Annotated in this window: 22 protein-coding genes; all 22 read right to left on the bottom strand. The window is 58.3% G+C overall.

The window, feature by feature from the left end; genetic code table 11:
- Window positions 1-87 precede the first annotated feature (87 nt).
- The 22 genes from gdhA to Q0V70_RS04855 all read right to left on the bottom strand — a co-directional run bounded on the left by gdhA (window position 88) and on the right by Q0V70_RS04855 (window position 23,781).
- Entirely contained in the window at window positions 88-1,428 is a 1,341-nt protein-coding gene (gdhA, locus tag Q0V70_RS04960; protein ID WP_297589099.1) for an NADP-specific glutamate dehydrogenase, read from the bottom strand.
- A 202-nt stretch (window positions 1,429-1,630) separates the two neighbouring features.
- Complete coding sequence (locus tag Q0V70_RS04955; protein ID WP_297589096.1) at window positions 1,631-2,233, bottom strand: redoxin domain-containing protein; 603 nt, start codon at window positions 2,231-2,233, stop codon at window positions 1,631-1,633.
- A gap of 126 nt (window positions 2,234-2,359) precedes the next feature.
- Complete coding sequence (gene purL, locus Q0V70_RS04950) at window positions 2,360-4,690, bottom strand: phosphoribosylformylglycinamidine synthase subunit PurL (protein ID WP_297589093.1); 2,331 nt, start codon at window positions 4,688-4,690, stop codon at window positions 2,360-2,362.
- 71 nt (window positions 4,691-4,761) lie between these two features.
- On the bottom strand, window positions 4,762-5,466 hold the full coding sequence (purQ, locus tag Q0V70_RS04945; RefSeq protein ID WP_297589090.1) for a phosphoribosylformylglycinamidine synthase subunit PurQ: 705 nt from the start codon (window positions 5,464-5,466) through the stop codon (window positions 4,762-4,764).
- On the bottom strand, window positions 5,463-5,723 hold the full coding sequence (gene purS, locus Q0V70_RS04940; protein ID WP_297589086.1) for a phosphoribosylformylglycinamidine synthase subunit PurS: 261 nt from the start codon (window positions 5,721-5,723) through the stop codon (window positions 5,463-5,465). The genes purQ and purS overlap by 4 nt, the downstream gene beginning before the upstream one ends.
- A gap of 70 nt (window positions 5,724-5,793) precedes the next feature.
- Complete coding sequence (locus Q0V70_RS04935) at window positions 5,794-6,777, bottom strand: phosphoribosylaminoimidazolesuccinocarboxamide synthase (protein WP_297346959.1); 984 nt, start codon at window positions 6,775-6,777, stop codon at window positions 5,794-5,796.
- Window positions 6,778-7,840: 1,063 nt separating this feature from the next.
- Window positions 7,841-8,329 carry a hypothetical protein gene (locus Q0V70_RS04930; RefSeq protein ID WP_297589084.1) on the bottom strand — a complete coding sequence of 163 codons (489 nt, stop codon included), beginning with the start codon at window positions 8,327-8,329 and terminating at the stop codon, window positions 7,841-7,843.
- Window positions 8,326-8,685 (bottom strand): response regulator, encoded by a 360-nt coding sequence (locus Q0V70_RS04925; RefSeq protein WP_004007547.1) that lies wholly within the window; start codon window positions 8,683-8,685, stop codon window positions 8,326-8,328. Before Q0V70_RS04925 ends, Q0V70_RS04930 begins: the two co-directional genes overlap by 4 nt.
- Window positions 8,686-8,706: 21 nt before the next feature.
- On the bottom strand, window positions 8,707-9,171 hold the full coding sequence (locus tag Q0V70_RS04920; protein WP_297589082.1) for a chemotaxis protein CheX: 465 nt from the start codon (window positions 9,169-9,171) through the stop codon (window positions 8,707-8,709).
- 80 nt (window positions 9,172-9,251) lie between these two features.
- Window positions 9,252-9,626 (bottom strand): response regulator, encoded by a 375-nt coding sequence (locus Q0V70_RS04915; RefSeq protein WP_297589080.1) that lies wholly within the window; start codon window positions 9,624-9,626, stop codon window positions 9,252-9,254.
- Window positions 9,623-10,447 (bottom strand): protein-glutamate O-methyltransferase CheR, encoded by an 825-nt coding sequence (locus Q0V70_RS04910; protein ID WP_297589076.1) that lies wholly within the window; start codon window positions 10,445-10,447, stop codon window positions 9,623-9,625. Before Q0V70_RS04910 ends, Q0V70_RS04915 begins: the two co-directional genes overlap by 4 nt.
- Complete coding sequence (locus Q0V70_RS04905) at window positions 10,444-11,571, bottom strand: chemotaxis response regulator protein-glutamate methylesterase (protein ID WP_297589073.1); 1,128 nt, start codon at window positions 11,569-11,571, stop codon at window positions 10,444-10,446. The genes Q0V70_RS04910 and Q0V70_RS04905 overlap by 4 nt, the downstream gene beginning before the upstream one ends.
- 244 nt (window positions 11,572-11,815) lie before the next feature.
- Window positions 11,816-12,253: a chemotaxis protein CheW gene (locus Q0V70_RS04900; protein ID WP_297589070.1), complete on the bottom strand. Its 438-nt coding sequence runs from the start codon at window positions 12,251-12,253 to the stop codon at window positions 11,816-11,818.
- A gap of 6 nt (window positions 12,254-12,259) precedes the next feature.
- On the bottom strand, window positions 12,260-14,746 hold the full coding sequence (locus Q0V70_RS04895) for a chemotaxis protein CheA (protein WP_297589067.1): 2,487 nt from the start codon (window positions 14,744-14,746) through the stop codon (window positions 12,260-12,262).
- A 183-nt stretch (window positions 14,747-14,929) separates the two neighbouring features.
- Window positions 14,930-15,325 (bottom strand): carbon storage regulator CsrA, encoded by a 396-nt coding sequence (csrA, locus tag Q0V70_RS04890; RefSeq protein WP_297589065.1) that lies wholly within the window; start codon window positions 15,323-15,325, stop codon window positions 14,930-14,932.
- A gap of 542 nt (window positions 15,326-15,867) precedes the next feature.
- Window positions 15,868-17,274 (bottom strand): hypothetical protein, encoded by a 1,407-nt coding sequence (locus tag Q0V70_RS04885; RefSeq protein WP_297589062.1) that lies wholly within the window; start codon window positions 17,272-17,274, stop codon window positions 15,868-15,870.
- Window positions 17,249-19,342, bottom strand: a complete 2,094-nt coding sequence (locus tag Q0V70_RS04880; protein WP_297589059.1) for a flagellar biosynthesis protein FlhA — start codon at window positions 19,340-19,342, stop codon at window positions 17,249-17,251. The genes Q0V70_RS04885 and Q0V70_RS04880 overlap by 26 nt, the downstream gene beginning before the upstream one ends.
- Before the next feature lie 115 nt (window positions 19,343-19,457).
- Window positions 19,458-20,561, bottom strand: a complete 1,104-nt coding sequence (locus tag Q0V70_RS04875; RefSeq protein WP_297589056.1) for a flagellar biosynthesis protein FlhB — start codon at window positions 20,559-20,561, stop codon at window positions 19,458-19,460.
- A complete protein-coding gene (locus tag Q0V70_RS04870) occupies window positions 20,558-21,304 on the bottom strand; it encodes a flagellar biosynthetic protein FliR (RefSeq protein WP_295027912.1) in 747 nt (248 codons plus the stop codon). The genes Q0V70_RS04875 and Q0V70_RS04870 overlap by 4 nt, the downstream gene beginning before the upstream one ends.
- Before the next feature lie 14 nt (window positions 21,305-21,318).
- On the bottom strand, window positions 21,319-21,591 hold the full coding sequence (locus Q0V70_RS04865) for a flagellar biosynthetic protein FliQ (protein ID WP_282920902.1): 273 nt from the start codon (window positions 21,589-21,591) through the stop codon (window positions 21,319-21,321).
- Window positions 21,588-22,841, bottom strand: coding sequence for a flagellar type III secretion system pore protein FliP (gene fliP / locus Q0V70_RS04860; protein WP_297589052.1), 1,254 nt, complete (start codon window positions 22,839-22,841; stop codon window positions 21,588-21,590). Before fliP ends, Q0V70_RS04865 begins: the two co-directional genes overlap by 4 nt.
- Window positions 22,834-23,781, bottom strand: coding sequence for a flagellar biosynthetic protein FliO (locus Q0V70_RS04855; RefSeq protein WP_297589049.1), 948 nt, complete (start codon window positions 23,779-23,781; stop codon window positions 22,834-22,836). The genes fliP and Q0V70_RS04855 overlap by 8 nt, the downstream gene beginning before the upstream one ends.
- Between the last annotated feature and the right edge of the window lie 15 nt (window positions 23,782-23,796).

Genomic DNA, 23,796 nt, shown 5'->3' with positions numbered 1-23,796 from the left:
TCTGTTTAAGCATTCAAGGATACCGGTTTAAACTGCTCGGTATGCCATACGGCATACCGAGCAGTTTTTTAGTATAAGCGGCGATAATCAGATGACGCCGTGAGCCAGCATGGCATCAGCCACGCGGCGGAAACCGGTGATGTTCGCGCCGTAAACGTAGTCGCCGGGCTTGCCGTAATCCTCGGCGGTCGCCAAGCAATCGGTGTGAATGTCGCGCATCATGGCTTCCAAGCGTTCCTCGGCATACTCGAAGGACCAGCGGGAACGCGAGGCGTTCTGTTCCATCTCGAAAGCGGAAGTCCCCACGCCACCGGCGTTAGCGGCCTTGCCCGGAGCGTAGGAAACGCCAGGAGCAGCCTGGAAGATGTCAATCGCCTCAGGAGTCGAGGGCATGTTTGCGCCCTCCACCACATACTTGCAACCGTTTTTCACCAGGGTCTGCGCATCGTTGGCATCGATTTCGTTTTGGGTCGCGGCAGGCAGAGCCACATCAACAGGAACGGCCCAAACTCGGCCGGAATCGTGGAACTCCGCGCTGGGACGCTGCGCGGCATAGTCGGAAACGCGGCCGCGGCGATGTTCCTTAATCTCTTTGAGCAAATCCAGGTCGATGCCGTCCTTGTCATACACCCAGCCGTTTGAATCTGAGCAGGTCACCGGCTTGGCGCCGAGCTGTTGAGCTTTTTCGATGGCGTAGATTGCCACGTTGCCCGAACCGGAAACCGCGCAGGTCCGGCCTTCCAGGGATTCTCCCCGGTCCTCGGCCATGAACCGCGCGAACATGACCTGACCGTAACCGGTCGCCTCGGTACGGACCAGGGAACCACCCCAGCCCAGACCTTTTCCGGTCAGGACGCCGGCCTCGTGCACGCCGGTCAGACGCTTGTACTGGCCGAAGAGGTAGCCAATCTCGCGACCACCCACACCGATGTCACCAGCGGGAACGTCAGTCTTATCGCCGATGTGACGGTACAGCTCGGTCATGAAAGACTGGCAGAACAGCATGACCTCGTTATCCGACTTGCCGTGCGGGTCGAAGTCCGAACCGCCCTTACCGCCGCCGATGCCCTGGTTCGTCAAGGCGTTCTTAAAGATTTGCTCGAAGCCCAGGAACTTGATGATGTTGCGGTTCACCGACTTGTGGAAGCGCAAGCCGCCCTTGTACGGGCCGAGCGCACTGTTGAACTCCACGCGATAGCCACGGTTGACCTGGACTTCGCCCTTGTCATCAACCCAGGGAACCCGGAAAATAATCTGGCGTTCCGGCTCGGTCAGACGCTCCAACAGGCCGTAATCAGCGTATTCGGGGTGACGTTCGATAATCGGATCCAGCGAAATCAGTACCTCAGTCAAGGCCTGGAGGAACTCCGGTTCACCGGGATTACGATGATCAGTTTCTTGTAATACTTTTTCTAGTTTAGGATGCATGAGTTTACGCTCCTTTGTTTAATTTATTTTGTCGCGCCAAATATACCATCGGTCTCATTTCGCAAACGAATCGTTCCGCATCTTGGACACGTGACGGCACGTTCCCGACAAACCCCCACCACCGACCTTGTGCGCACCACAGACCCAAAAAAGTGACCGGGAAACCTGGTGAGGTTCCCCGGTCGAGAAGATGAAAACAGACTCAGATAGACAGCGACACGAGGTTCGTGGCCGCTTTGAATACGTCGAGGGTCGGTTCGCCCGGATGCCACCCGCAGGAGGTCAAACCGCCAGACTGCAGGGCGTTGAGCTGGCGCAACAGCTCCTCAGCGTTACGCCCGACCGAGCCGTCGTCGACCGAAACGAAACGCACCCGATTATCGGGGTCAACCAAGTAAGACGCCCGGTCGCACACGCCGTCGCAGTTCAACACCCCGACAGCTTTCACAAATTCTTGAGTCAGGTCGCTGGCCAGCGGGAACGGTATGTTTTTCAGTAGCTCGTCCTTGGAGCGCCAAGCCAGGTGGACGTACTCGGAATCAGTGTTCACCGCCACCACGTCACAATGGCGTTCCTGCAGGTCTTCGTAAACTCCGGCGATGCCAGCCAGTTCGGTGGGGCACACAAAGGTGAAGTCCTTGGGCCACATGATGAACAGGCGCCACTGGCCCTCCGGTACGTCAGCGGAGCGCACCCGGGTAAAGTAGTCTTCTTCCTTGTTCACGGGCAACTCAGAGAGTACGCCGCCCACTACGGCCTGAAAGTCGTACTCCGGGAACTCGTCGCCAATCGTCAAAATCGCCATCGTTTGTCTCCTCTGGACTTAGAGTCAGCACCAGCCGCTGACGTGGTAATTGTATGCGAAAGCTGCAAATTATGCAGGCTTAAGCGGTATTGCTGGCCGGCACGGGTTCAATCTGGCCGGCAGGGTTCAATCGAACAAGTCGGGCAAGACCTGGTTGCTGGCTTGAACCAGTTCTAGCGCCGAGAAACGCACTTCGCCCTGTTGCACAGTTATTGCCAAATCGGACCCGCCGCTCTCGCCAATCCGCCACACGCCGATACCGGCCGCCGCCGCGCTGCGATACACCGCGTCAATATGGTCCGTACGGACGCAAGCCACGGCTCGCGCCTGAGTCTCGCTGAACAGCAGCGCCGTCGCTCCCAATCCGGTATCGGCTTGCAGCTGACGCAAATCCAGGCGCGCCCCGATGTGGAAACGGCACGCCATTTCCACCAGGGCCTGGGCCAAACCGCCGTTAGAAATGTCGTGCGCACCGAGGTGAGCAAAACTATCCGCACCGGCAATCAAGACCTCGCCCAAAGCCTGCTCCGCGGCAAAATCCACTACCGGCGGTTTCCCACCAAAATGCCCGTGGAACCGCGCCCAAGCCGAACCATCCAGCTCCGCCGTGGTTTCGGCACCGAGCAGCAAAATCTGTTGTCCTTCAGCCACGAAAGCGGCGGGCACCACCCGCGTCACCGAATCCATCAAACCCAGCATCCCCACCACCGGGGTCGGATTGATGGAAGAATCCGGCTGGCTCATCGTGTCTCCTGACGAGTTATACAGCGACACGTTACCGCCGGTCACCGGCACTTTCAGGGTGACGCAGCCGTCCGCCAAGCCCGTCATCGCCTGGACCAGCTGCCACATCGCGTCCGGGTCCTCCGGGTTACCAAAGTTCAGGCAGTCCGTAATCGCCACCGGACGCGCCCCGACCACGCAGACGTTGCGGTAAGCCTCCGCCAGCGCTTGCTGCGCCCCGGTGTAAGGATCCAGCTTCGTGTACCACCCGTTCGCGTCCGTAGACAGCGCCACGCCGCGCCCGGTCTCTTCGACCACGCGAATGACCCCGGCATCATCCGGGTAGCTAAGGCCGGTATTGCCGCGCACGAAGCGGTCGTACTGGTCGGTCACCCAATTTTTTGCCGCCGCATTCGGGTTGGTCACACACACATCAAGGATTTCTTGGCGCAGTTTCTCCGGGTCGTTATCCCCCGGCATCTCCAGCTCGCCGCGCGCCATCGCTTCCAGCACCGTGTTCGCGTTCAGCGCGTCTTGCCAAGCCGGTTTCGCATAAGGGCGGTCATAAACGGGCGAGTCAATGGCGACGGTCTTTGGGTCGACGTCCACGATGCGCTGGCCGTGATGGTCCACGGTCAAGCGTCCGTCCCCGGTCACCGTGCCAATCACGGCGTATTCCACGTCCCACTTGCGGACAATGTCCTCAAACTCGCTGAGGTGGGCGGTCGAGACGATAGCCATCATGCGCTCTTGGGATTCGCTCATGAGGATTTCACCAGCCGTCAAAGTCGGGTCGCGCAGCAGGACTTTCTCCAGGTCTACGTGCATTCCCGAGTCTCCATTGGCGGCCAGCTCGGAAGTCGCGCAGGAAATCCCCGCCGCGCCGAGGTCCTGGATTGCCTCCACTACCCCGGCGTCAAACAGTTCCAAACAGCACTCAATCAGGACTTTTTCCATGAAGGGGTCGCCGACCTGGACGCTGGGACGCTTCGTGGGCATGCCGTCCTCGAAAGACTCAGAAGCCAGGATGGAGGCCCCACCGATGCCGTCCCCGCCGGTGCGCGCCCCGAACAGCACCACGTGGTTACCCACGCCGGTCGCATTAGCCAGGTGAATGTCCTCGTGCCGCATTACTCCCATACATAGGGCGTTGACCAGCGGGTTTCCTTGATAACTGGAGTCGAACTCGGTTTCGCCGCCGATGTTGGGCAGCCCCAGGCAGTTGCCGTAGCCGCCCACGCCCGCGACCACGCCGTGCACCACGCGAGCCGTGTCTGGGTGGTCTACTGACCCAAAACGCAGCTGGTCCATGACCGCCACCGGGCGCGCGCCCATCGCCATAATGTCACGGACGATACCGCCGACCCCGGTGGCGGCGCCCTGATAAGGCTCCACAAAAGAGGGGTGGTTGTGCGACTCGACCTTGAACGTCACCGCGTAGCCGTCCCCGATGTCAACCACCCCCGCGTTTTGGCCCATACCGACCAGCAGGTGTTCCTTCATTTCCGGGGTGGTTTTCGCGCCGAACTGTTCCTTCAGGTGCTTCTTGGAGGATTTATACGAGCAGTGTTCAGACCACATGACGGAATACATCGCCAGTTCCGCCGCGGTAGGCCGGCGTCCCAGGATTTCTTTGATGTGGGCATATTCATCATCTTTCAGCCCCAAAGCGCGGTAATCTTGCGGTTCATCGGGGGTCTGTTGGGCATTTTCAACAGTGTCATAAGTCGTCATGAGTGGCTTCCTTTAATAGTTGATTGGGTGGGCGGTGCGTTTTGCTGCGACTCCTCGATTTGGACTTTCGGTTAGCCCAGCACTGAGCTAATGGCGGAAGTAAAGAACTTGAGACCGTCAATTCCGGTCCGATTTTGCTGGCCGGGGGTAGGGCCGAAACCCGACTCCACGGCGTGCTCCGGGTGCGGCATCAAGCCGACCACGTTACCTTTTGCGTTCGTAATCCCGGCAATGTCATTGAGCGAACCGTTGGGATTGCCCAGCGGACCGGCATAGCGGAACACGACCTGGCCTTCGCCTTCGAGGCGCTCCACGGTGAGCGGGTCAGCCCGGAAATTGCCCTCCCCGTTCTTGAGCGGAATAAGGATTTCTTCGCCCGCGCTAAAAGCGCTGGTCCAAGCCGTGTGAGTGTTTTCGACTCGCAACACCTGGTCGCGGCAGATGAACTTTTTATGCTCGTTACGCATCAGGGCTCCATCCAGCAGGTGCGCTTCGGTCAGCACCTGGAACCCGTTGCAAATCCCCAACACCGGCATACCCCGACCGGCAGCTTCGACGATAGACTCCATCACCGGAGCGAAACGCGCAATCGCGCCGCACCGCAAATAGTCCCCGTACGAAAACCCGCCCGCCAAGACTACGGCATCAACCCCGTGCAAGTCCGCGTCCTGGTGCCATAACTGCACCGGCGTGGCACCGGCCAAGCGCACCGCCCGGCGGGCGTCCTGGTCATCGAGGGTTCCCGGGAACGTCACGACCCCAACTTTGGCACTCATGCGTGATCCTCCGTGACGGCTTTGACAGCCACAACATCCTCGATAATCGGGTTGGACAGCAGGGTTTGCGCGGCCTGGCGAGCCGCTTCAAGGTCCGCTTCGGTCACGTCGCCAGGGGTGTCCAAAGTGAAGCGTTTGCCCTGGCGCACGTCCACAAAGTTGTCGATGCCCAGCCGCGACAGCGAGCCTTTAATGGCTTTGCCCTGCGGGTCGAGAATCTCTGGTTTCACCATAACCTCAACAACGATTTTTCCCATTTTTCTTCCTTTTTTTCCTTGGATAGGTATTGGGGCGACTTTCCGGGGTTCCGGAAAGTATTTCAGAGTTTTAGATGAGGGGCTCGCCGGTCAGAATCCGGTAAGCCTCCAAGTAGCGTTCGCTGGTGCGCTGGACCACCTCGGGGGGCAGAGCCGGAGGCTTGGCATCACCGTGACGGTCCCACCCGGACTGGGGTCCTGTCAGCCAGTCCCGCACATACTGCTTGTCGAAACTGGGGGTGACCTGGCCTTCCACCCAGGCATCGGCGGGCCAGAAGCGGGAAGAATCCGGGGTGATGACTTCGTCGCCCAGCACGAAGGACGCGGCGGCATCATTGAGGGTATCGCCGTGAACGTAATGTCCGGGCAGCGCCCCGAATTCGAACTTGGTGTCAGCCAGGATAATCCCGCGTTCAGCCGCGATTTCGGCGGCTTTGCGGTAAATCAGCAGGGTCAGGTCCGTCAGGCTCTTGGCCACCGCTCGGCCGTGCAGTTGGGCAATACGGCCAGCGGAAACGTTTTCGTCGTGTTCGCCCAGTTCAGCTTTAATTGCGGGGGTGAAAATCGGCTCGGACAGTTTCGAGGCCTCACGCAGCCCCGGCGGCAGAGCAATGCCGCAAACCGCGCCTGATTGTTGATATTCCGCCAATCCCGAACCTGTCAGGTAGCCGCGAGCCACGCATTCGACCGGATACATTTCCAGGCGGCGGGTTATCATCGCCCGTCCTGCAACCTCTGCCGGCACGTCAACATCCAAGTAGTGCGTATCAACCAGGCCATTGAGCTGGTTAAACCACCAGCGAGACAGTTGCGTCAGCACCGCGCCCTTACCGGGAATCGGGGTATCAAGGATAAAGTCATAAGCCGAGATCCGGTCGGTCGCCACCAACATCAAGCGGTCTGCGGTGGATATTCCGGCGGCATCTTCGGGGATAAAGATTTCCCGGACTTTGCCTGCCGCTGCCTTTTTCCACCCGGGAACGTCTGGAATCTCAGTCACTGGGTGCTCGAGAACGTCGCTGGGAACATAATCTGGAGCTACAAAATCAGCCATGCGTTCATTCTTTCACACATGCGCCAGCGCCCTCAAACCACTGTGCTTGGCCTCGTCTGGCCCAGATTTTGCCGCAAGGGCGGCGCCCGTATGCCCGCGAGTGCTGGTGGGGTTCGGGCTGGGGGTGTTGCTATTTGGTGATTAAATCGGGGTTGCTGGTCTATATGGTCACGTACCCGTGTTTAATCACCGATTTCGATCACGAACTGCCGAGTAACGTAGTGGTGAGTGTGCGCGGGCTTGCTCTGTGCGTGGGATTTGGCTGGGGCCTGCACGGATTCTGGCGATGCCGAGTAAGGCCGCGAGGTCTGGCGGTGTTCGGGGGGATGCCTCTCAGTCGCAGAAATACTTGGAAAGCTGCGCTTTCCGTACCGCTTCCTGGACTTTGGCAATGCAAGCGAGCTTGCGCTGCCAAAGTCTGCGTCGCGGTGGTCTCCCGTTCTTTTTTTCTAAGCGGCAAAGCCGCTAAGAAAAACTACGAACACCCGTGTCATGCCAGGGGACGCAATCTCGCAGAGATTGCAAGTACCCATATGCTCCTTCGAGGTCCCCCCTCCACCACCGCCCTCGCGTAAAACCGGCCCGTCTTGCACGAATGACCGATTTCACTTTGCATAGTGCCGGCTCTACACAGCTAGAATCTTGCTGACCTGCAGGTTTGTGAAACCGGGAGTTGATGATGGCCCAGATTCTGGGTTGAAATCGGTCGTTCGTGCAACTATTCCGAAAAACCACAGGAGGTTTTACGACTGAACAGCGCTGAATTCAGGTTATTTACACCGGAATTTAGGCTGGCGGGGCGGGGAGCGTTGGGGGCGACTCAGCGAGAGGCTGGGGGGTGAGCGTTTTGCGACAATAGTCGCGCAAAACGCGAGGGGGCCCTCCCCCTTCCGCCTCTCGCGAGCGCACCCGAGCGACCGCCCCGCGCCATAAAGACAAACAGCCCCGAAAATCCTCGGATCACCCGGAATAAAACCTATTTAAACAGCTCGGTGTGCCATATATGGCACACCGAAGCAAATTAATAGGATTAACCCCGGGGCAAACCCCAGCGACAACGCCGCTAGTTAAAGCACATGACGCCGAAGCGGCCCTTGCCGTAGCCTTCGATGTCGAGGATGGAATCGCGGCGCTCCACGTAGGAGGTAACCATCTTGTACTCGTTAGCCGGCAGTTCCTCGCCAGGGGTATACATCAAACCGATGGTGACGTGCGGGGCACCTTCCTTGTTCAACAGACCAGAGAAAATGTTGAGAATCTCGTAGACATTCTCAATGTAGCTGTCAGAGAGGATGCCGTTGTTGATTTCGTCTTGCGCCCCAGCAGCGGGAATCAGCTGCAGAGCGGCGCCGGCGTAGGCACACAAATCCAGATCCATGATGCAGGCGGCACACACATTGTCCATAGCATCGTTAAAGAACGCCACGCAGCAACCGAATTCCTCATCAGGCTTCAAAATTTCATAGTCCGGGGAAAGCTCAACGGTTCGCCCCAACAGCATTTCGTACAGGTCACGGATTTCTTTTCCAGTAGGCAAAGGGGTGGCACTCATCGGTTGAACGCTCCTAAAATCGACTTGAACGTGGCGGCATCAAAAGGTTTTTGAATCAGGAAGTTCGCACCCGCCTGTTGTGCGATTTCCCGCATCTGAGGGGAACCCTCGGAAGTCACGAACCCGACCGGAATCTTTGACCCGGTCGCCCGCAGCTGCTGTAGCATCTCAATACCCAGCATATTTGGCATATTCCAGTCAGAAAGCACCAAATCAGGTGATTCCGATAGCGCTAACTGCAAAGCCTGGGCGCCATCCTCGGCTTCCATAACTTCCCAATCAAATCCTGCTTGGCGCAGGGTACGCACCACAATCTGTCGCATCACTCGCGAATCGTCTGCAACAATAATACGCATCGACTACCTCCGTGTTCGCCCTTATGCCGCATCCGGAGTGGCATTAAGGTCACTTATTGAGACTACCAGGAATTTGCCTTTCCAGTTGAGGTTTACGTTAATAAAAGGCGATTCTGGTTGTATCGGTTTTTCCTTTCTAACCTGTGGAATGATAAGGTTTCCGGAATCTTCCACAATAGATTTCATGTTTCCACCAATAACATTGACGATTTCCCCGAAAGCGTCCTGTTGATCTTCCTCGGTGACCTCATCGGTTTCAACCAGGAGGAACAGGGCTCTAGTCAGGTCCTTTGCTGTGGAATCTTCCATCTCTAGCATGACGCGCAACTGCTTATCCCCTTGTGAATCCACCCAGGCATAAACCGGATTCTGGAAGGGCTCGATTTCGTCATGCCACTCCTTCACAGTACCTTCACGTTTATCAATCAGAACATAAAAGACATCGTTAGCGATGTTCAGCACCGCTTCCCGAACTTCCTGATCCATTATTTCTCCTTGTGTTCCTTACTGGCGAAAGACTCCGGGTCTCGGTTTCACCGGCTGTTCCGCAGGGCTTGGCAAGTTCCTCAAGTTCCCAAGCCCAACAGCATGAGCTTTTCGTTGACCGCTTCGGGAGTAAAAGGTTTGATGAGGTACTCGTGCGCCCCCGCCGCCAAAGCACGCACAATCTGCGAGTGCTCCGACTCGGTGGTTACCATCATCAGGGTGATATTGCGCAGTTCCTTTTCCGCGCGGATATTCACCACCAAATCCAACCCGTTCATCACCGGCATATTCCAGTCGATTGTCGCCAAGTCGACGCGTCCCGTGGCGGGGTCGTGCAAGACTTCCATAGCCTGTTCGCCATCTGCGGCTTCCAGGATTTCAAAGCCTTCACGGCGCAGGATACCGCCGATAATTTTGCGCATAGCACGGGAATCGTCAACGACTAATGCTCTCATTTCCCGCCCCCTTTCAATTTGTATACCGCACCTTGTGTCAACGTCATGCGCTCCCAAACGGGATCCATCCCCATCGTGGTTTCTGCCGCACCCAGGAACAGATACCCGCCAGGCACCATAGAATGCGCCACACGACGCAAGACTTCTCGCTTCGCATTGATGTCGAAATAAATCAACACATTGCGAATAAACACGATATGGAAAGGACCGCCTTTAGGCGGGGTCGACAAAAGATTGTGTTCCAGGAAGTTAACCCGAGATCGCAGCGACGGGCTAATAACCCAGTTGGCGCCTTCGCGCTGGAAATACCGCACCAACATAGGCGCCGGCAAACCACGGTTCACTTCCAGCTGGGTATAGAAACCCTGCCTGGCCTTGGCTAACACTGTCCGAGAAATGTCAGTAGCAGCGATGGAAAAATTCGGAGCCTGGTCCATCTCTAACAAGCTCATCGCAATGGAATAGGGTTCCTGACCGGTGGAACAAGCCGCGGACCAAATCGAGAGGTTGCGGTGACCGGCCTCAATCAGGCTGGGAACTACGGATTCTGTCAACCCCTTAAACGGGGTGACGTCACGGAAAAATGAAGTTTCGTTGGTGGTCAGTGCCTCGGCAATGTCTTGCAGGTCACCAGCCCGGCGAGTCGCGATAACCTGTTGAATCCACTTATCCACTGCGGCAGGCCCGGTGAAACCGGCTTCCCGAGCCAAAGGAATGAGCCTGGATTCAACCAGGTATTCCTTTCCGGCGGGAAGTTGGATAGCACTGCGTTGCTTGACCAATCCCGCCACATAATCAAATGTTTGGCGGGTCAGACTCATCGTCGAGCCTCCGGGGTATAAGTCTGGACGTGACGCTGAATCTGGGTCGAGATTTCATCAAGCGGGCAAATTTCGTCTGCAAAGCCGGCGTTGGCTACCGCCCCCGGCATCCCCCACACCACGGAGGTCTTTTCATCCTGGACCAGGGTACGGCCCCCGGCCTCCAGAACCTTGCCGCAACCGTTCTTGCCGTCCTGGCCCATGCCGGTCAGCACCACCGCCAACATGTCTCCACCATAGAGATTCACTGCGGATTCAAACATGACGTCCACGGAAGGGCGGCAAAAGTTCACCGGCTGGGTCTGGGTCAACTTCACCCGCGGAGCCCCAGCGTTGCCCGCAAAAGTCATATGGAAGTTGCCCGGTGCCAGATAAATATGACCCGGAGCCAGCATCATGCCTTCCGAAGCCTCCTGCACGATTGCGGAAGTCAGTTTGTCCAAACGGGCCGCCAACTGGGTGGTGAACACGGGGGGCATGTGCTGAGTGATGACCATGGGCACCGGCATGGGATGGCTCAGCCCGGAAATGACCTTGGTCAAAGCCTCAGGACCGCCGGTGGAGGAGCCGAGAATGACGATACGAATCGGCTTGTCTGGCATGCCGGCGCGATCGTGCAGTTTGAGCGGACCGGCAAACATGGACGGTACGGACGAAATATTGGCGCGCGCCTCGGGGGACAAGCTGGAGGACGCCGCCCCCATCGCCCGAACTTTGCTGGGCAACAAGCCCAGAATGATGGGAACCAACTGTTCCCGTACACTTTGGATGGATTGCTGGACGGAACCCTGGTTCGCAGGTTTCGTCACGTAGTCAGTGGCGCCGGCAGATAGGGCCTCCAAAGTCGCGGTCGCGCCGCGCTGGGTCAAGGTGGAGAACATGATGATGGGGTCTTTGCAACCCAGCTTACGCAGCTCCCGCACGGCTTCGATGCCGTTCATTTCGGGCATTTCGATGTCCATAGTGATGGCATCAGGCTTCAGCTGTTTCCACTTCATCAGCGCCAGTTTGCCGTTCGGGGCAGTACCCACAACCTCCAGGTTAGGGTCGGCGTTAAGCGCATCTGTCACGATTTTACGCACCACAACGGAATCGTCCACGACGAGGACTTTAATGCCTGACATCTTCTCTCCCTCAGCTGCGAGTTATACCTTTAAAGGCTAACTGGTTTTACAGTTCTTCGCCCGACAACGGACGGCGGTTTTTGCGGGGTGACAAATGTCAGACCGCGTGCCGCTTTACGTACATTTTACCCGATAAGCCGCACCCCAAAAAACACTGTTGCGCCCCACCCTTGTGCAGACAAATCGGAGGGAGCCACCGCAGTGACCCCCTCCGACTGTGCAATTCCTAAGCCACGGCAGGACCTCACGCTCCGCGGGCTTCCGCGCCGATAGCGACGACGCGCTCCACGTCGAGAACCAACAGCAGGTCATCGCTCAACTTGTACGCACCCAAGATGAGTTCGCGCATGTCCTGTCCCAGCGTGTCCGGCGGAGCCTCGAAATCAGACTCGTCAACCTCGCGAACATCACCAATCGAATCCACCATCAGCGACAGGGTCTCACCGTCCAGAACCACCACGACCATCATGGCTTCACGGAGATTCTCCCGAGGCGGCAGGTGCAGTTGGTTACGCAGGTCAATCAGGGTCGCGATTTGTCCGCGCAGGTTCACCAGGCCGGTAATGGCGGTCGGGGACAGCGGCACGTTCGTGATGTCCTCACCGTGCAGAATCTCGGTGACCTGATTGACTTCAATGCCGTAAAGGGCTCCGTCCAAACGGAAAGTTACGTACTGCGTCATCGCTCATCACGCCCCGACCATGTCCAGGCGAGAGTTCATCTCGAGTTCCGCGTTGAAGTCTTCGATTTCGTCGAAGAAAGTCGGGTCGGCGGCACGGACGGCTTGTTCGACGTCCAGCAGCTCGGTAACCCGGTCCTTCAGCACCGCAGAGCCCAACAAGCCGTGGTCTTCGATGTTGGAGTGCTTGCGCTTGTCGTCGGCCACGATGTCCAGAATCTCGCGGACCACCATCGCCACGGAACGATCGCCGCGGCGATACACCACGACCTGCAAATCCTTGGGCTCCTCGTAGTCCATGACCCCGAGCAAACGATCCAAACGGACGATAGGCAGAATCTGACCCCGGTATTGGATGACTTCGCGGCCACCCACGCGTTCCACCGCCTCGACACTGATGTGCTCCAAGCGAGTAACGGCAGCCAGCGGAATCGCCACGCGGCGCCCGTCGCCAATACCGACCACCAGCGCTTGACCGGTCATCTCGGAGCTGCGAGCCTGTGCGGCTTCCGCATCCATCTGAGCCTTCTGGGCAGCCTGGTTCGTCGCGCCGGTCAGGGACTTGCGCGCCACCGCACCGATATCCAGAATCAGCGCCACGCGGCCATCGCCCAGCAGGGTCGCACCCGCGTACAGGCCGATGGACTTGAGCTTGGAGGACAGTGGCTTGACCACGATTTCTTCGTTGTTGATGACCTTGTCGACCACCAGGCCGAAACGCTGGTCGTCGTTTTGCAACACAGCAATGACGCCGTTGGCTTCGGAGCCACGGTCGTTGGATTCCTCGGGATGCAGCACGTGGCTCAAGCGAATCAGCGGCAGCAACATGCCACGCAGGCGGTAAACCGGCGAGGCGTTCACGTACTCCATCGAAGTTTCCTTGCGAGACGAATCCAAAACGACCAACTCGAGCAGGGACACCTGCGGAATGGCGTAGAGCTCGCCGTGGGACTCGACCGTCAAGGACGGCTGAATCGCCAAGGTCAGCGGAATCCGCATCCGCCAAGTCGAGCCCTTGCCGAGTTCAGACTCGACGTCAACCGTACCGCCGATGGCCTCAACAGATGTCTTGACCACGTCGGTGCCGACCCCGCGGCCGGAAATGTTCGAGACTTTCTTTGCGGTCGAGAATCCCGGCAGGAACAGCAGGTTAAAGATTTCCTTGTCGCTCATCTCGCCGAGCTGCTGCTGGGTGACCAGGCCTTTATCCAGAGCCTTGTTCGCCACCACGACCGGATCGATACCCGCGCCGTCGTCAATAATGTCAACCACGACCTGACCACCGGCGTGGTAAGCCTTCAAGGTCACCGTGCCTTTCGGGTCTTTCCCGGCAGCCTGGCGGACCTCGGGTAGTTCCACCCCGTGGTCAACCGCGTTACGCACCATGTGCGTCAGCGGATCCTTGATGGCTTCCAGCAAGGAACGATCGAGTTCGGTGTCGCCGCCAATCATGACCAGCTGCACGTTCTTATCAGTCTGTTTCGCCAGGTCACGTACCACGCGCGGCATCTTGGACCACAGGTGTTCGATGGGCTGCATGCGGGTCTTCATAATGCCCTCTTGCAGCTCGGTGGCGACGATGGACAAGCGCTGAGACGACTGCACCAGGTTCATGTCGGTCATCGAGTCGGTCAGGCGCACAATCTGGTTACGCACCAACACCAACTCGGAGACTTCGCGCATCAACACGTCCAGCAGGTCGACATCCACGCGGATGGAAGAATCCGCGGCAGAACGCGAGGAACCGTGTTCCGCCGGCTTGGCTTCGTCCTTCTTGGATGCCGCCGGTTTCGACTGTGGGGCGGAGTTTGCCGGGGCGGCCGGCGCCGGTTTCGCCGCCGGAGCCGGTTTCGCGGCCGGGGCAGCCGGGGCAGCGTCCTCACCCAAGTTCACATTGCCGTTCTCATCAGCCACATTGGTCAAGAACGGAATCTCGGCCGGAGCTTCCTCGGCGGCGGCTGGCGGGGCCGCCAGGTCCTCACCCAGGTTCACGTTACCGTTCTCATCGGCCACATTGGTCAAGAACGGAATCTCGGCCGGAGCTTCCTCAGCGGCGGCCGGAGCCGGTTCACCAGACATGCTGTCAGCAGCGGGCACTGGCGCACTCGACGTCTTGCCTTGAATAGCTTCAATCTGAGCGATGACGGATTCGATGTCCACATCGCCTTCTTGACCGGTATCTTCCACTGAACCCATAATGTTGCGGATTCGGTCTACCATCAACAGCAGTACGTCAGCGGTGTCTTGGTCCATCTCACGTACGCCATCACGCAGCTCGGAAAGCAAGTTTTCACCACGGTGTGCCAACTTCTCGAGCCGGTTGAACGCCAGGAATCCTGACGTGCCTTTAATTGTGTGAATAGTCCGGAAAATCGAGGACAGGAGTTCTTTTGAACCCGGTTCGGATTCCAAAGACACCATGTCTTGCTCAAGTTGATCGAGGTTCTCATAGGACTCGACCAGGAATTCGCGGACAATTTCATCCATTTCGCCCATAAAGCGACCTCCCAAATAAGTGGTGCCTGCGGCACCGTCTACGCACCAGTTTCGTACATTTAAATGAGTTTGTTAGCGAATTCAGTGAATTTTCAGCGATATTTCTTGATTTCAGGAGCGCATTTGGACGGTTTGCTCAGGTTTATGGGATTTTATCCAGCTCAGGCGGCGGGCTTGCGGCGATTAATTCGTCTGTGGGGGGTGCGGTTTCGGAATCGGTTTAGCAGCGAGATTTGTCGGCGATGCTGGTGAATTTGGGGAGGGCTTGGGTGTCTGAGGTTGGGCAGTAGCGCCCGGCAGAGCTATCGACCCCTTCATCAACCGGCGCAGGTCCAAAGGCTGTCCGGATTTGGGCTTGATAGAGTGCAGGGACTGCAGGGCTGCGGCGGCCTCGACGCCCGACATGGCGGCCTGGTTTTCTTCAGAAACTGCCTGCAGCAGCTCGGCCCGGTTGACCGGAACGGAACGCGGGGCATCCACACCCAAACGCACCGAATCGCGGTGAACTTCCACAACGGTAACCACGATGCCGTCACCAATGACAATCTTTTCGCCTATGCGCCTAGATAAAACCAACACGGGACTACTCTACATGAGATAACCCCGCAAACTCACGATTTTGCACACAATCCGCGAAAAACCACCGTCATTCCTCGCCATGAACCATATGTCGGGCCTGTCTGGCACTAACGACCGATTTCACTAGGTCCAGGCGCAACCGCCTGAAACCAAAATCGCCACAACCTGCAGGTCTAGAGAAACGGGAGTCGGTGATGGCCCAGATTCGGTGTTGAAATCGGTCATTCGTGCAACTAGCCCAGATACCAAGGGAGGTTTCACACCCAAACAGCGCTGAATCCGGGGTTAAATTGTCGGGAGAATCGGAGGCTGCTCGCTGGGTTGTGCCTAAAGGTGGAGAATAGCCGGGTAGCTGCCATTATTGGCAGCTACCCGGCTATTCTCCCCTTATAATCCCCGCGCACGCCGAAACCCCGGAAGGTTTTACGCCTGAATAGCGCTGAATCCGGGGTATATACACAGGAATTCAGGCAGGCTTGCGGGAGGGAATCATCGGCAGCGATGCCAAATTGAGACAGCGCAACCCGGCCTTCAGGGAAAAATCAGTGAGCGCCGGCAAAAATGTCTTCCAGCAGCATCTTCCAGGCCTCGCCGCGCGCGGGAACCCCATCCAGCATGCCAATGGGAATGCCCACTTCGAACAGGGCGCCGGGATGGTCGGATTCCCAAATGCGCTGAACCGCCAGAGCATCGGGACGTATCGCGTCCGGCAGGCCGCGAATCCAGCTCTCGATTTTGTCCGCGGGACTACGCGCGTCGACTACCGCCCAAGTTTGATCGACATAGATAACCGAGATGAGTTTCGCCATGGTGCGCCGATGGGCTTCAATGAGCGAATCCGCCAAAGCTAGCACGCAGGTTTGCCCCGGATGGGCCTCCATCAGGGACTTCAATTCTTCCCCGGAACGAGCCCGCAAAGCCTCGCCGGGAAGGGTGGTCTTCGGCCCGCCCAGCACGCAATAGGCGTCCTCGCCCAGCCGACCCGCCAAACGCTGCGCGGTTTCCACAATCGACAGGGATATCGGTGAGGAACCGACCACCACAATCGTGGAACCGGGCTTTTCCAGCAGGGGCACCGGCTCGGGCAAAGCCCCCAGCACATCATCCAGCGCCATCTCACTGGTGTCCACGGTGCCGTTGGCAACGGACTCAGCCAGGTTTTCGCCTCCCGGCACCCCGGCAAACAACTCCGCCGGGAATCCCAATTCGCTCAGAGCCGCGGCCGGCAATTTCGGGTCGGAAGCAACGCGCGGAGCAGAGGTAACGATACGCCCAGCACTCGCACCCGGCGCTGCCGCCCCTTGCAGGCGCGCATCAAAAGCCCCGCCGGCAGGCCGCGCCATGGTCCCCATCGAGCCGGCTAAACCAGCGGTTTCACTAGCCTTGGGAGCGGCACTCGGTTCAGGCTGAGTATCGTTGATGAGGGAAGCGGCATCCCCGATTCCCATCTGAGCCATCTGGGCTTCGAGCTGGGCTTGAGCGGCTTCGGTATTGGAGCTGAGCTGGGAACGCGCTTCGTCAAGCAGGTGTTCCAGATCGGGGTCTTTCTTGGTGGGGGAAGCGGTGCCGCCATCGTCTCGCACCTTGCCTTTGCCGGTCGTATTCGCGGCAGAATCAGCGGATTCACCAGTATCCGTGGGGGCCTGCTTTTTCTTTCCTAAGCCGGCTTCTTCAGCATGTTCCGAAAGAGTCTTGTGGGTGGGCTTGGGTTTGGCGCTCGCCGTAGCGGCAGCCGCAGTCCCGATGGCGTTGCGGAAGCTCTGGGGCGGTTCGCCGACCCCCTCGACTTCCACCAGGACTTCATAGTGTTCCTTGGCGAACATCCCGGCCAGGCCGCCCTTGCGGACTTTTTCGGCTTTGAGCACGGTGACCCGTCGGCCCATCCGTTTTACTTGGCCGATGAGGACGTCAAGGCGATCGCCTTCAACCAGATATCGCGTGGCTGCCACTTATCGTTCCCATCGTCTCGATCATTACTTTCGCGCCCGATACTTCGGTGTACGACAGCACCGGCAAACGCGCTATACCAAGGTTAACAAGTTTTCGCAGCGCTGGGCGTAAGACAGGCGCACAAACTAAAACAACAGAAAATCCGGTCTGCTCCGCCTGCTCGGTCACTTCGCGAGTCTGGTTCAGGAAAGTCTCCATCCGATCCGGGTCCAGAGCCAGTTGGGAGCCATCGTCGCCGGGACGCACGCTCTCCAACAGGGACTGTTCAAAAATCGGATCCAAGGTAATGACCCGCAGTACCCCGTCCATCACGTACTTTGCCACAATCGAGGGCCCTAGCTCCGCTCGAGCCGCCTCGATGAGCTGCTCAGGTTCGGTGGTCTGCTTACCTTTCACGGACAACGCCTCAAAAATCCGGGGCAGGTCCAGGATGGGGACCTGTTCTTCCAGCAGGCCTTGCAGCACGACTTGGACCTCGCCCAAGGACAGCATCGCGGGGATGAGTTCCTCCACGGCGCTCGGGTTCGTCTGGCGCACCCCGTCGACCAGGATTCGCACGTCTTCACGAGACAGGAGCCGCGCTGCGTTCTCGCTGACCAGCGCCCCCAGGTGGGTAATCAGCACAGAAACACGGTCCACTACGGTCGCTCCACCCAGCTCGGCGTTGTAGCGCAGCTCCACGGGAATCCATTTGCCGGTCAAGCCGAATACGGGTTCGTTGGTGATTTCACCAGGCAGGTCGTCCAGGATATCGCCCAAGGCCAGAACCTTGCCGGGCGGGGCGATACCGCGGCCGACTTCCACGCCGGACATGCGGATGACGTAGGTGGACACGGGCAGGTCTACAGAATCGCGGGTGCGCACTGGCGGCAGGACGAAGCCCGATTCGAGAGCCACTTTGCGGCGCAAGCCGCGCACTCGCGCCAGCAGGTCGGTGTCAGTGTTCGCTCCCACCAGGTCGATGAGGTCGGGAGCGAGGAGGATTTCGAGGGCCGGGACCCGCATCTGTTCGATGAGTTGTTCGGGGGTTTCACCCGCGGGCTTGGAGTCGTCCTCCTCGATTACGACGTCTTCCTCAGCCTCGACTTGCTTGAGTTTCGCCATGGAGCGCCATCCGGCATACAGCAGCATGGCGCCGATGACAAAGAACGGAGCCTTCGGCATGGCCGGAATAATCCCCATAAAGACGCAGGCCATTCCCGCGATAAACAGCGCGGCAAAGGACTGGGTCAGCTGGCGAGAAAAGTCCCCGCCGATACCGCCCTCGGGAGAATCCTTGGAACGGGTGACGATAACGCCGGTAGCCAAGCTCATCAGCAGGGACGGAATCTGAGAAACCAGACCATCACCGACCGTCAGCTGGGAATACGTCGCGATGGAGTCACCAACCGGCATGCCCTCCACGGCCATACCGATGATGAAACCGGCGATGAGGTTGACGATGGTGATGACGATACCAGCGATAGCATCGCCTTTAACGAACTTGGAACCACCGTCCATAGCGCCGTAAAAGTCGGCTTCGGAAGCAATCTCGGCACGCCGGGCGCGAGCGGTTTCTTCATCGATGAGACCGGAGTTCAGGTCGGCGTCGATTGCCATCTGTTTACCGGGCATAGCATCCAAGGTGAAACGCGCCCCAACTTCTGCCACACGTCCCGCGCCGTTGGTAATGACGACAAAGTTGATGATGACCAGGATGACGAAGACCACCATGCCGACCACAAAGTTGCCGCCCACCACGAAAGTCCCGAATGCTTCGATGACTTTGCCGGCTTTCGCGGAACCACCCCCGGAGCCGGGCGTCAAAATCAACCGGGTCGAAGCGATATTCAAACTCAGCCGGAACAGTGTCAGCACCAAAACCAGGGTCGGGAACACCGAAAAGTTTAACGGCTTGGAAACGAACATGGTCGTGAGCAAGGAAATCATGGACAGCATGATGGACATGGTGAGCAGGACGTCCATCATCCACGGCTGCAGCGGGAAAACAAGCAACATAACGATGCCGACAACCCCCATGGGGACTATCAGCTTCGGTATCAATGCGGCATCAAATTTGCCCTTCACGTGCCGGTCTCCTCACGGCCATGGACTCCATTCCTCACTTATCTTACCGTTGCCCTATCGGCAAAAGGGTCGTTTACATTAGTTTTTCCAACTTTTAAGGGGAAAAACTGGACCGTCAGGATTCTTTTCCAAAGAGGTAAGAGGGCATCTTGTGAACCCCGCCGCGAGTCCCGCGTTTTTTCAAAATCAACACGAACGCCAGAACCTGGGCGACCGCGGTGTACAGCTCTTCGGGAATCGCCGCCCCAACCTCGACCGTGGAATACAAAGTCCGCGCCAGCGAAACGTCCTCTACCTGGGGAATCTTTGAATCCTGGGCGACTTCACGAATCCGCGAAGCAATATGGTCCACCCCTTTCGCCAGGACTTTCGGGGCGCCCTGACCCGCTTCGTACTTGAGGGCAACAGCGTAGTGAGTCGGGTTTACCACCACTACGTCAGCGTTCGCGGCGTCGGCAATCATCCGGTTGCGGCTCATGGCGATGGCACGAGAGCGGCGCTGGGATTTGATTAACGGGTCGCCTTCGTCCTGCTTATATTCTTCTTTGATTTCCTGCTTGGACATCTTGGTCTGTTTCTGGTTCTTTTTAAAGATAAACAAAGCGTCCAGCACGGAGACCGCAATGCCGGCGATAACCGAAGCCCAGATGAGCAGCCACATCTTGCCCTGACCATAGGCAATCAAATTCCACAACGAGACATGTCCGGCCGCCCCCATAATCTCGGCGACCCCGGAAATGACCACGTACAACACGATGCCCACGGCGATGGTCTTAAGCAGGGCCTTCAAACCGTTCCACAGGGGTTGGATGCCGACGACTTTCTTCACGCCCTTGACCACGTTCAGGTTTTGCAGTTTGGGCTTCAAGTGTTTGGCGGAAGGAAACACGCCTTTACCTTGGATAATGTTCACCATCACGGCGACCAGCAAAATGGCCAGCATGAACGGTAACAGGGTCCACACAATCGTGCTCAGCGAGGAGGCCAGGAAACCCACGATTTCCTGCTTTGCGGGAACTTTTTTCAGGGTGACCGCCGTCAAGGTCTGATGGCGAGCCTTTTGGAACGCGGTGTCCATCATGAACGGAAGCAAGGCTGCCCCGGCGGCCAAGGAAATCCACCCGGTCAGATCCTGGGACTTTTGCAGGCCACCTTCCTCACGAACTTTTTTCAGATGCCGCGGGGTGGCCTTTTCAGTCTTTTCGCCGGAATCGCTCACATGAACACCCCCTGGAAACTCACCATGACCTTGTCCATCAGTTTCTCAACGACCTGGGGAATGACCACCATAATCAGGGGGGCGGTGAACGCGGTCATCATAATCTTTAGCGGGAAGCCCAAGGTAAAGGCGTTCATGGCCGGCGCTACTTTGGTCAACAGACCCAGACCCATGTCGGTGAGGAACAGCACCAGCAACAGCGGCCCGGCAATCTCTATGGAGGCCACCATCAGCTCGCCGAAACGAAAAACCAGGCGGTCGGCGTAGTTGGCCATGTCAAAGACCGCACCGACCGGCATGGCGTTAAAAGAGCGCGCCAGTCCCATTATCAGTAGCTGGTAGCCGTTGGTAGCGAAAAGCATGGCCATGGCCGTCAGTTCGTAGACCCGCCCGAAAGTCGCCTGGTTCGTCATGGTCAGCGGGTCGAAAGCCTGAGCCATCGCAAAGCCGCCTTCAAAGTCGATGAGCGAACCGGCCATCTGGAGCGCCGCAATGATAATGCGCACCATCACCGCCATAGAAAATCCAATGAGGGCTTGAATCAGCAGCTCAAAGAGGAATACGTCCGATTGCTCTATCGGCCCGACCCGGCTCATGCAGGCGAACCCCAAAGCAGCTCCCAGCAGCGCCTTAACCCGGCCGGAAATGGCGCGGCTATTGAAGGGCGGACACAGCGCCAGGAAAACGGTAGCGCGCACGGTGGCCAGGGCAAAAGCGGTAAAGAGAGCGAGATTGATGGTCATAGCCCCACCTCGCCTTAAGAATTCAGCAAGGCTGGAATCCGCGCCATCATGTCCTCGGTGGTGGTGACCAGGGTTTGCAGCATCCAGTAGCCCGAAATATACAGGGCAATCCCCACCGCAACGGTCTTGGGGACGAAAGTCAGCGTCACTTCCTGGATTTGGGTGATGGACTGGAACAACGAAATCAGAAAGCCCACGACCAGGGAGGTAATCAAAATGGGTGCCGCCAGCTTGGCCCCCATCAACATGGCGGTCAACGCGAGGTCCAAAACTGCGGAGGAGTTCATCGGTATGTTCCAATCAAGGTCTTGGTCAACAAGCCCCAACCGTCAACCATGACAAACAGCAAAACCTTGAAGGGCATAGAAACCATCACCGGAGGAAGCATCATCATACCCATACTCATCAGGGCAGCGCCCACGACCAGGTCAATGACCAGGAAGGGGATGAACACCACGAACCCGATGATGAAGGCGGAACGAACTTCGGAAATCATGAACGCTGGCACCAGGGTGGTAAAGGGGGTTTCCTCCAGGCTGGGCGGATTAGGGCGGTCCGCGGCGCGGGTCATCAGGGCGATGTCCTCCTCGCGGGTCAGCGGTCCCATGAATTCGCGCACCGGCTTTTCCGAGAGTTTCAGCATATCCTGCACTTGAATCTTGCCGTCCATATAGGGCTGCACGGCGTCTTGCCAGATAGACGTGATGGTGGGGCTCATGATGAACAGGGACAGGAATATCGCCAAGCCGGAGATGACCTGGGTCGGAGGAATCTGGTTCAGTCCCATCGCATTGCGCGCCATCGCCAAGACGATGAAAATCTTGGTGAAGGACGTCATCATCAACAGCAGTGACGGCGCCACCGAAAGCACGGTAATCAGCAGGAACACCAGGACGGCGGTGGAGGGCGCTTTATCCCAGCCGTTGATGTTCAGTTGAATGCCGGGTTTTTCCGGATTGACCGGCGCGTTCGGGTCATTGGGGCCGATGATTTGCCCCGGATCCGTTAACGGGTCGGGTTGCCCAGGTTGGATTACGTTTGCTGAACTCACAAGGGCGGGTTGCCCTGGTTGACTGAGCGCGGGGACTGCCGACTGGCTCACGGTTGACGCGACCGGGGCGATTGCAGGGTCGGCCGAAGCGTGGGGCATGGAAAAATTGATGGCAAAAACCGCTATGACAGCCAGGAACCAAGCCAGCTGCAGGCGCAGACGAGCCACGCGCTGTTCCGAGCTCAGCTCTCGATGTTTCAGGCCGAATCCGAAGCGAGAGCCGCGGGCACGTTCGCGCTTTTCCCGCTCCAGGCTAGCGGCATCGACAGCGGTTCGCCCGGAACCGATGGTGTCCGCGCTGAAATCAGGGGGCAAGGTAAACGTGACGCCCAGGCGTTCCCAGTGAGCAGCGCTGGTGCGGTACTGGTCACGCACGACTTGACGAAAGGCAGCTTGACGCCGCGCTTGGCGCGCCTGGCGCTCCCGCGTAAAGGCTTGAAACTCCGCCACCGAAGCGGCGTGTTGGGTCAGCAACATGTCACTCATGCGGACTCACCGCCGAAGTCTGGGACGCGGCGGCAGGAAAAGTTTCGTCTGCCGGCTTTTTCTCACTCGCCGCGGGTTTCGTAGGCGCTGTTTTCGCGGGGACGAGTTGACCGTCCGCAGCAGGTTTCTGGGGTCCCTTGGCCCCAAATTCGGCGGCAATCTGTGAGGCTAGAGCATCCATCTGTTCCTCAGTGACCTGCGATTTCGGCTTGGCCTTGGCCGCGGCGGGGACGGCTGGCGTTGCGGGCCTGGCCTGCACAGCAGTACGGCTTGGCGTGACGGAACGAGCCTCGGTAGGCTTCGGGCTAGCCGACTGCGGCGAGGGGCGCGAGTCCCGCTCGGCACGTTTCGTGGCACGAGCCAACAGCTCCCCAAAAGGCCGGGACACCGGCTGATTAGCCCGCTCCTGAAAAGCCTCGGCGGCAGCGCTCAGTTCCGCGGACATTTCCTCCGTGTCGTAAATTTCGGCGATGGGAGTGACGGCGGAATCCCCCGCCCCCACCAGGAACATTCGCCCACCAATCTCGATGAGGGCGACTTGGGAAACCCGAGACAGCTGCAACCGAGACACCAAACGCAAGCCCGGACCCTCGTAATCACCGAGGTTGGTGCGCTTGAACCAACGCCACAGCAGCCACATCAGCAGGAATACCACCACGATTCCCACGATGAAGCGCAGGAATATCATCATGGGGTTCTCGGCGGGCTGACCGGTCAACGGCACGTCCGGGGTGAGAGTATCGGAGGCAGGGGAGCTCTCTGCGGGTGTGGTCGAAGGGGAGGCCGAACCAGAGCCGACCAGCTTCGTGTTGCCGGTCGGGCTGGGACTGGCCGGGTCTGAGGTTTCGGAAGCACCTAGAGCCGCGGCAAAGTTATTGAGGTGAACGTAACCGAGCGTTGTCCACGCCACACCGGTCTGTAAGACGCCCAGTAAGCTCACCGCTCACCCCTTTTC

The sequence above is a fragment of the uncultured Mobiluncus sp. genome (assembly GCF_947087965.1).
Lineage (GTDB): Bacteria > Actinomycetota > Actinomycetes > Actinomycetales > Actinomycetaceae > Mobiluncus.
Note: the sequence above shows the minus strand (reverse complement) of the source record. Positions and strands in the feature narration are given on the sequence as shown.

Excerpts from the sequence above, each read along its gene's own strand:
- Q0V70_RS04910 (WP_297589076.1), bottom strand. The coding sequence starts at position 10,447 with ATGAGTCTGACCCGCCAAACATTTGATTATGTGGCGGGATTGGTCAAG.
- Q0V70_RS04955 (WP_297589096.1), bottom strand. The coding sequence starts at position 2,233 with ATGGCGATTTTGACGATTGGCGACGAGTTCCCGGAGTACGACTTTCAG.
- Q0V70_RS04895 (WP_297589067.1), bottom strand. The coding sequence starts at position 14,746 with ATGGGCGAAATGGATGAAATTGTCCGCGAATTCCTGGTCGAGTCCTAT.
- Q0V70_RS04900 (WP_297589070.1), bottom strand. The coding sequence starts at position 12,253 with ATGACGCAGTACGTAACTTTCCGTTTGGACGGAGCCCTTTACGGCATT.
- purQ (WP_297589090.1), bottom strand. The coding sequence starts at position 5,466 with ATGAGTGCCAAAGTTGGGGTCGTGACGTTCCCGGGAACCCTCGATGAC.
- Q0V70_RS04935 (WP_297346959.1), bottom strand. The coding sequence starts at position 6,777 with ATGGCTGATTTTGTAGCTCCAGATTATGTTCCCAGCGACGTTCTCGAG.
- purL (WP_297589093.1), bottom strand. The coding sequence starts at position 4,690 with ATGACGACTTATGACACTGTTGAAAATGCCCAACAGACCCCCGATGAA.
- gdhA (WP_297589099.1), bottom strand. The coding sequence starts at position 1,428 with ATGCATCCTAAACTAGAAAAAGTATTACAAGAAACTGATCATCGTAAT.
- Q0V70_RS04925 (WP_004007547.1), bottom strand. The coding sequence starts at position 8,685 with ATGCGTATTATTGTTGCAGACGATTCGCGAGTGATGCGACAGATTGTG.
- Q0V70_RS04915 (WP_297589080.1), bottom strand. The coding sequence starts at position 9,626 with ATGAGAGCATTAGTCGTTGACGATTCCCGTGCTATGCGCAAAATTATC.
- purS (WP_297589086.1), bottom strand. The coding sequence starts at position 5,723 with ATGGGAAAAATCGTTGTTGAGGTTATGGTGAAACCAGAGATTCTCGAC.
- Q0V70_RS04870 (WP_295027912.1), bottom strand. The coding sequence starts at position 21,304 with ATGACCATCAATCTCGCTCTCTTTACCGCTTTTGCCCTGGCCACCGTG.
- Q0V70_RS04865 (WP_282920902.1), bottom strand. The coding sequence starts at position 21,591 with ATGAACTCCTCCGCAGTTTTGGACCTCGCGTTGACCGCCATGTTGATG.
- Q0V70_RS04905 (WP_297589073.1), bottom strand. The coding sequence starts at position 11,571 with ATGTCAGGCATTAAAGTCCTCGTCGTGGACGATTCCGTTGTGGTGCGT.
- Q0V70_RS04930 (WP_297589084.1), bottom strand. The coding sequence starts at position 8,329 with ATGAGTGCCACCCCTTTGCCTACTGGAAAAGAAATCCGTGACCTGTAC.
- Q0V70_RS04920 (WP_297589082.1), bottom strand. The coding sequence starts at position 9,171 with ATGGATCAGGAAGTTCGGGAAGCGGTGCTGAACATCGCTAACGATGTC.
- fliP (WP_297589052.1), bottom strand. The coding sequence starts at position 22,841 with ATGAGTGACATGTTGCTGACCCAACACGCCGCTTCGGTGGCGGAGTTT.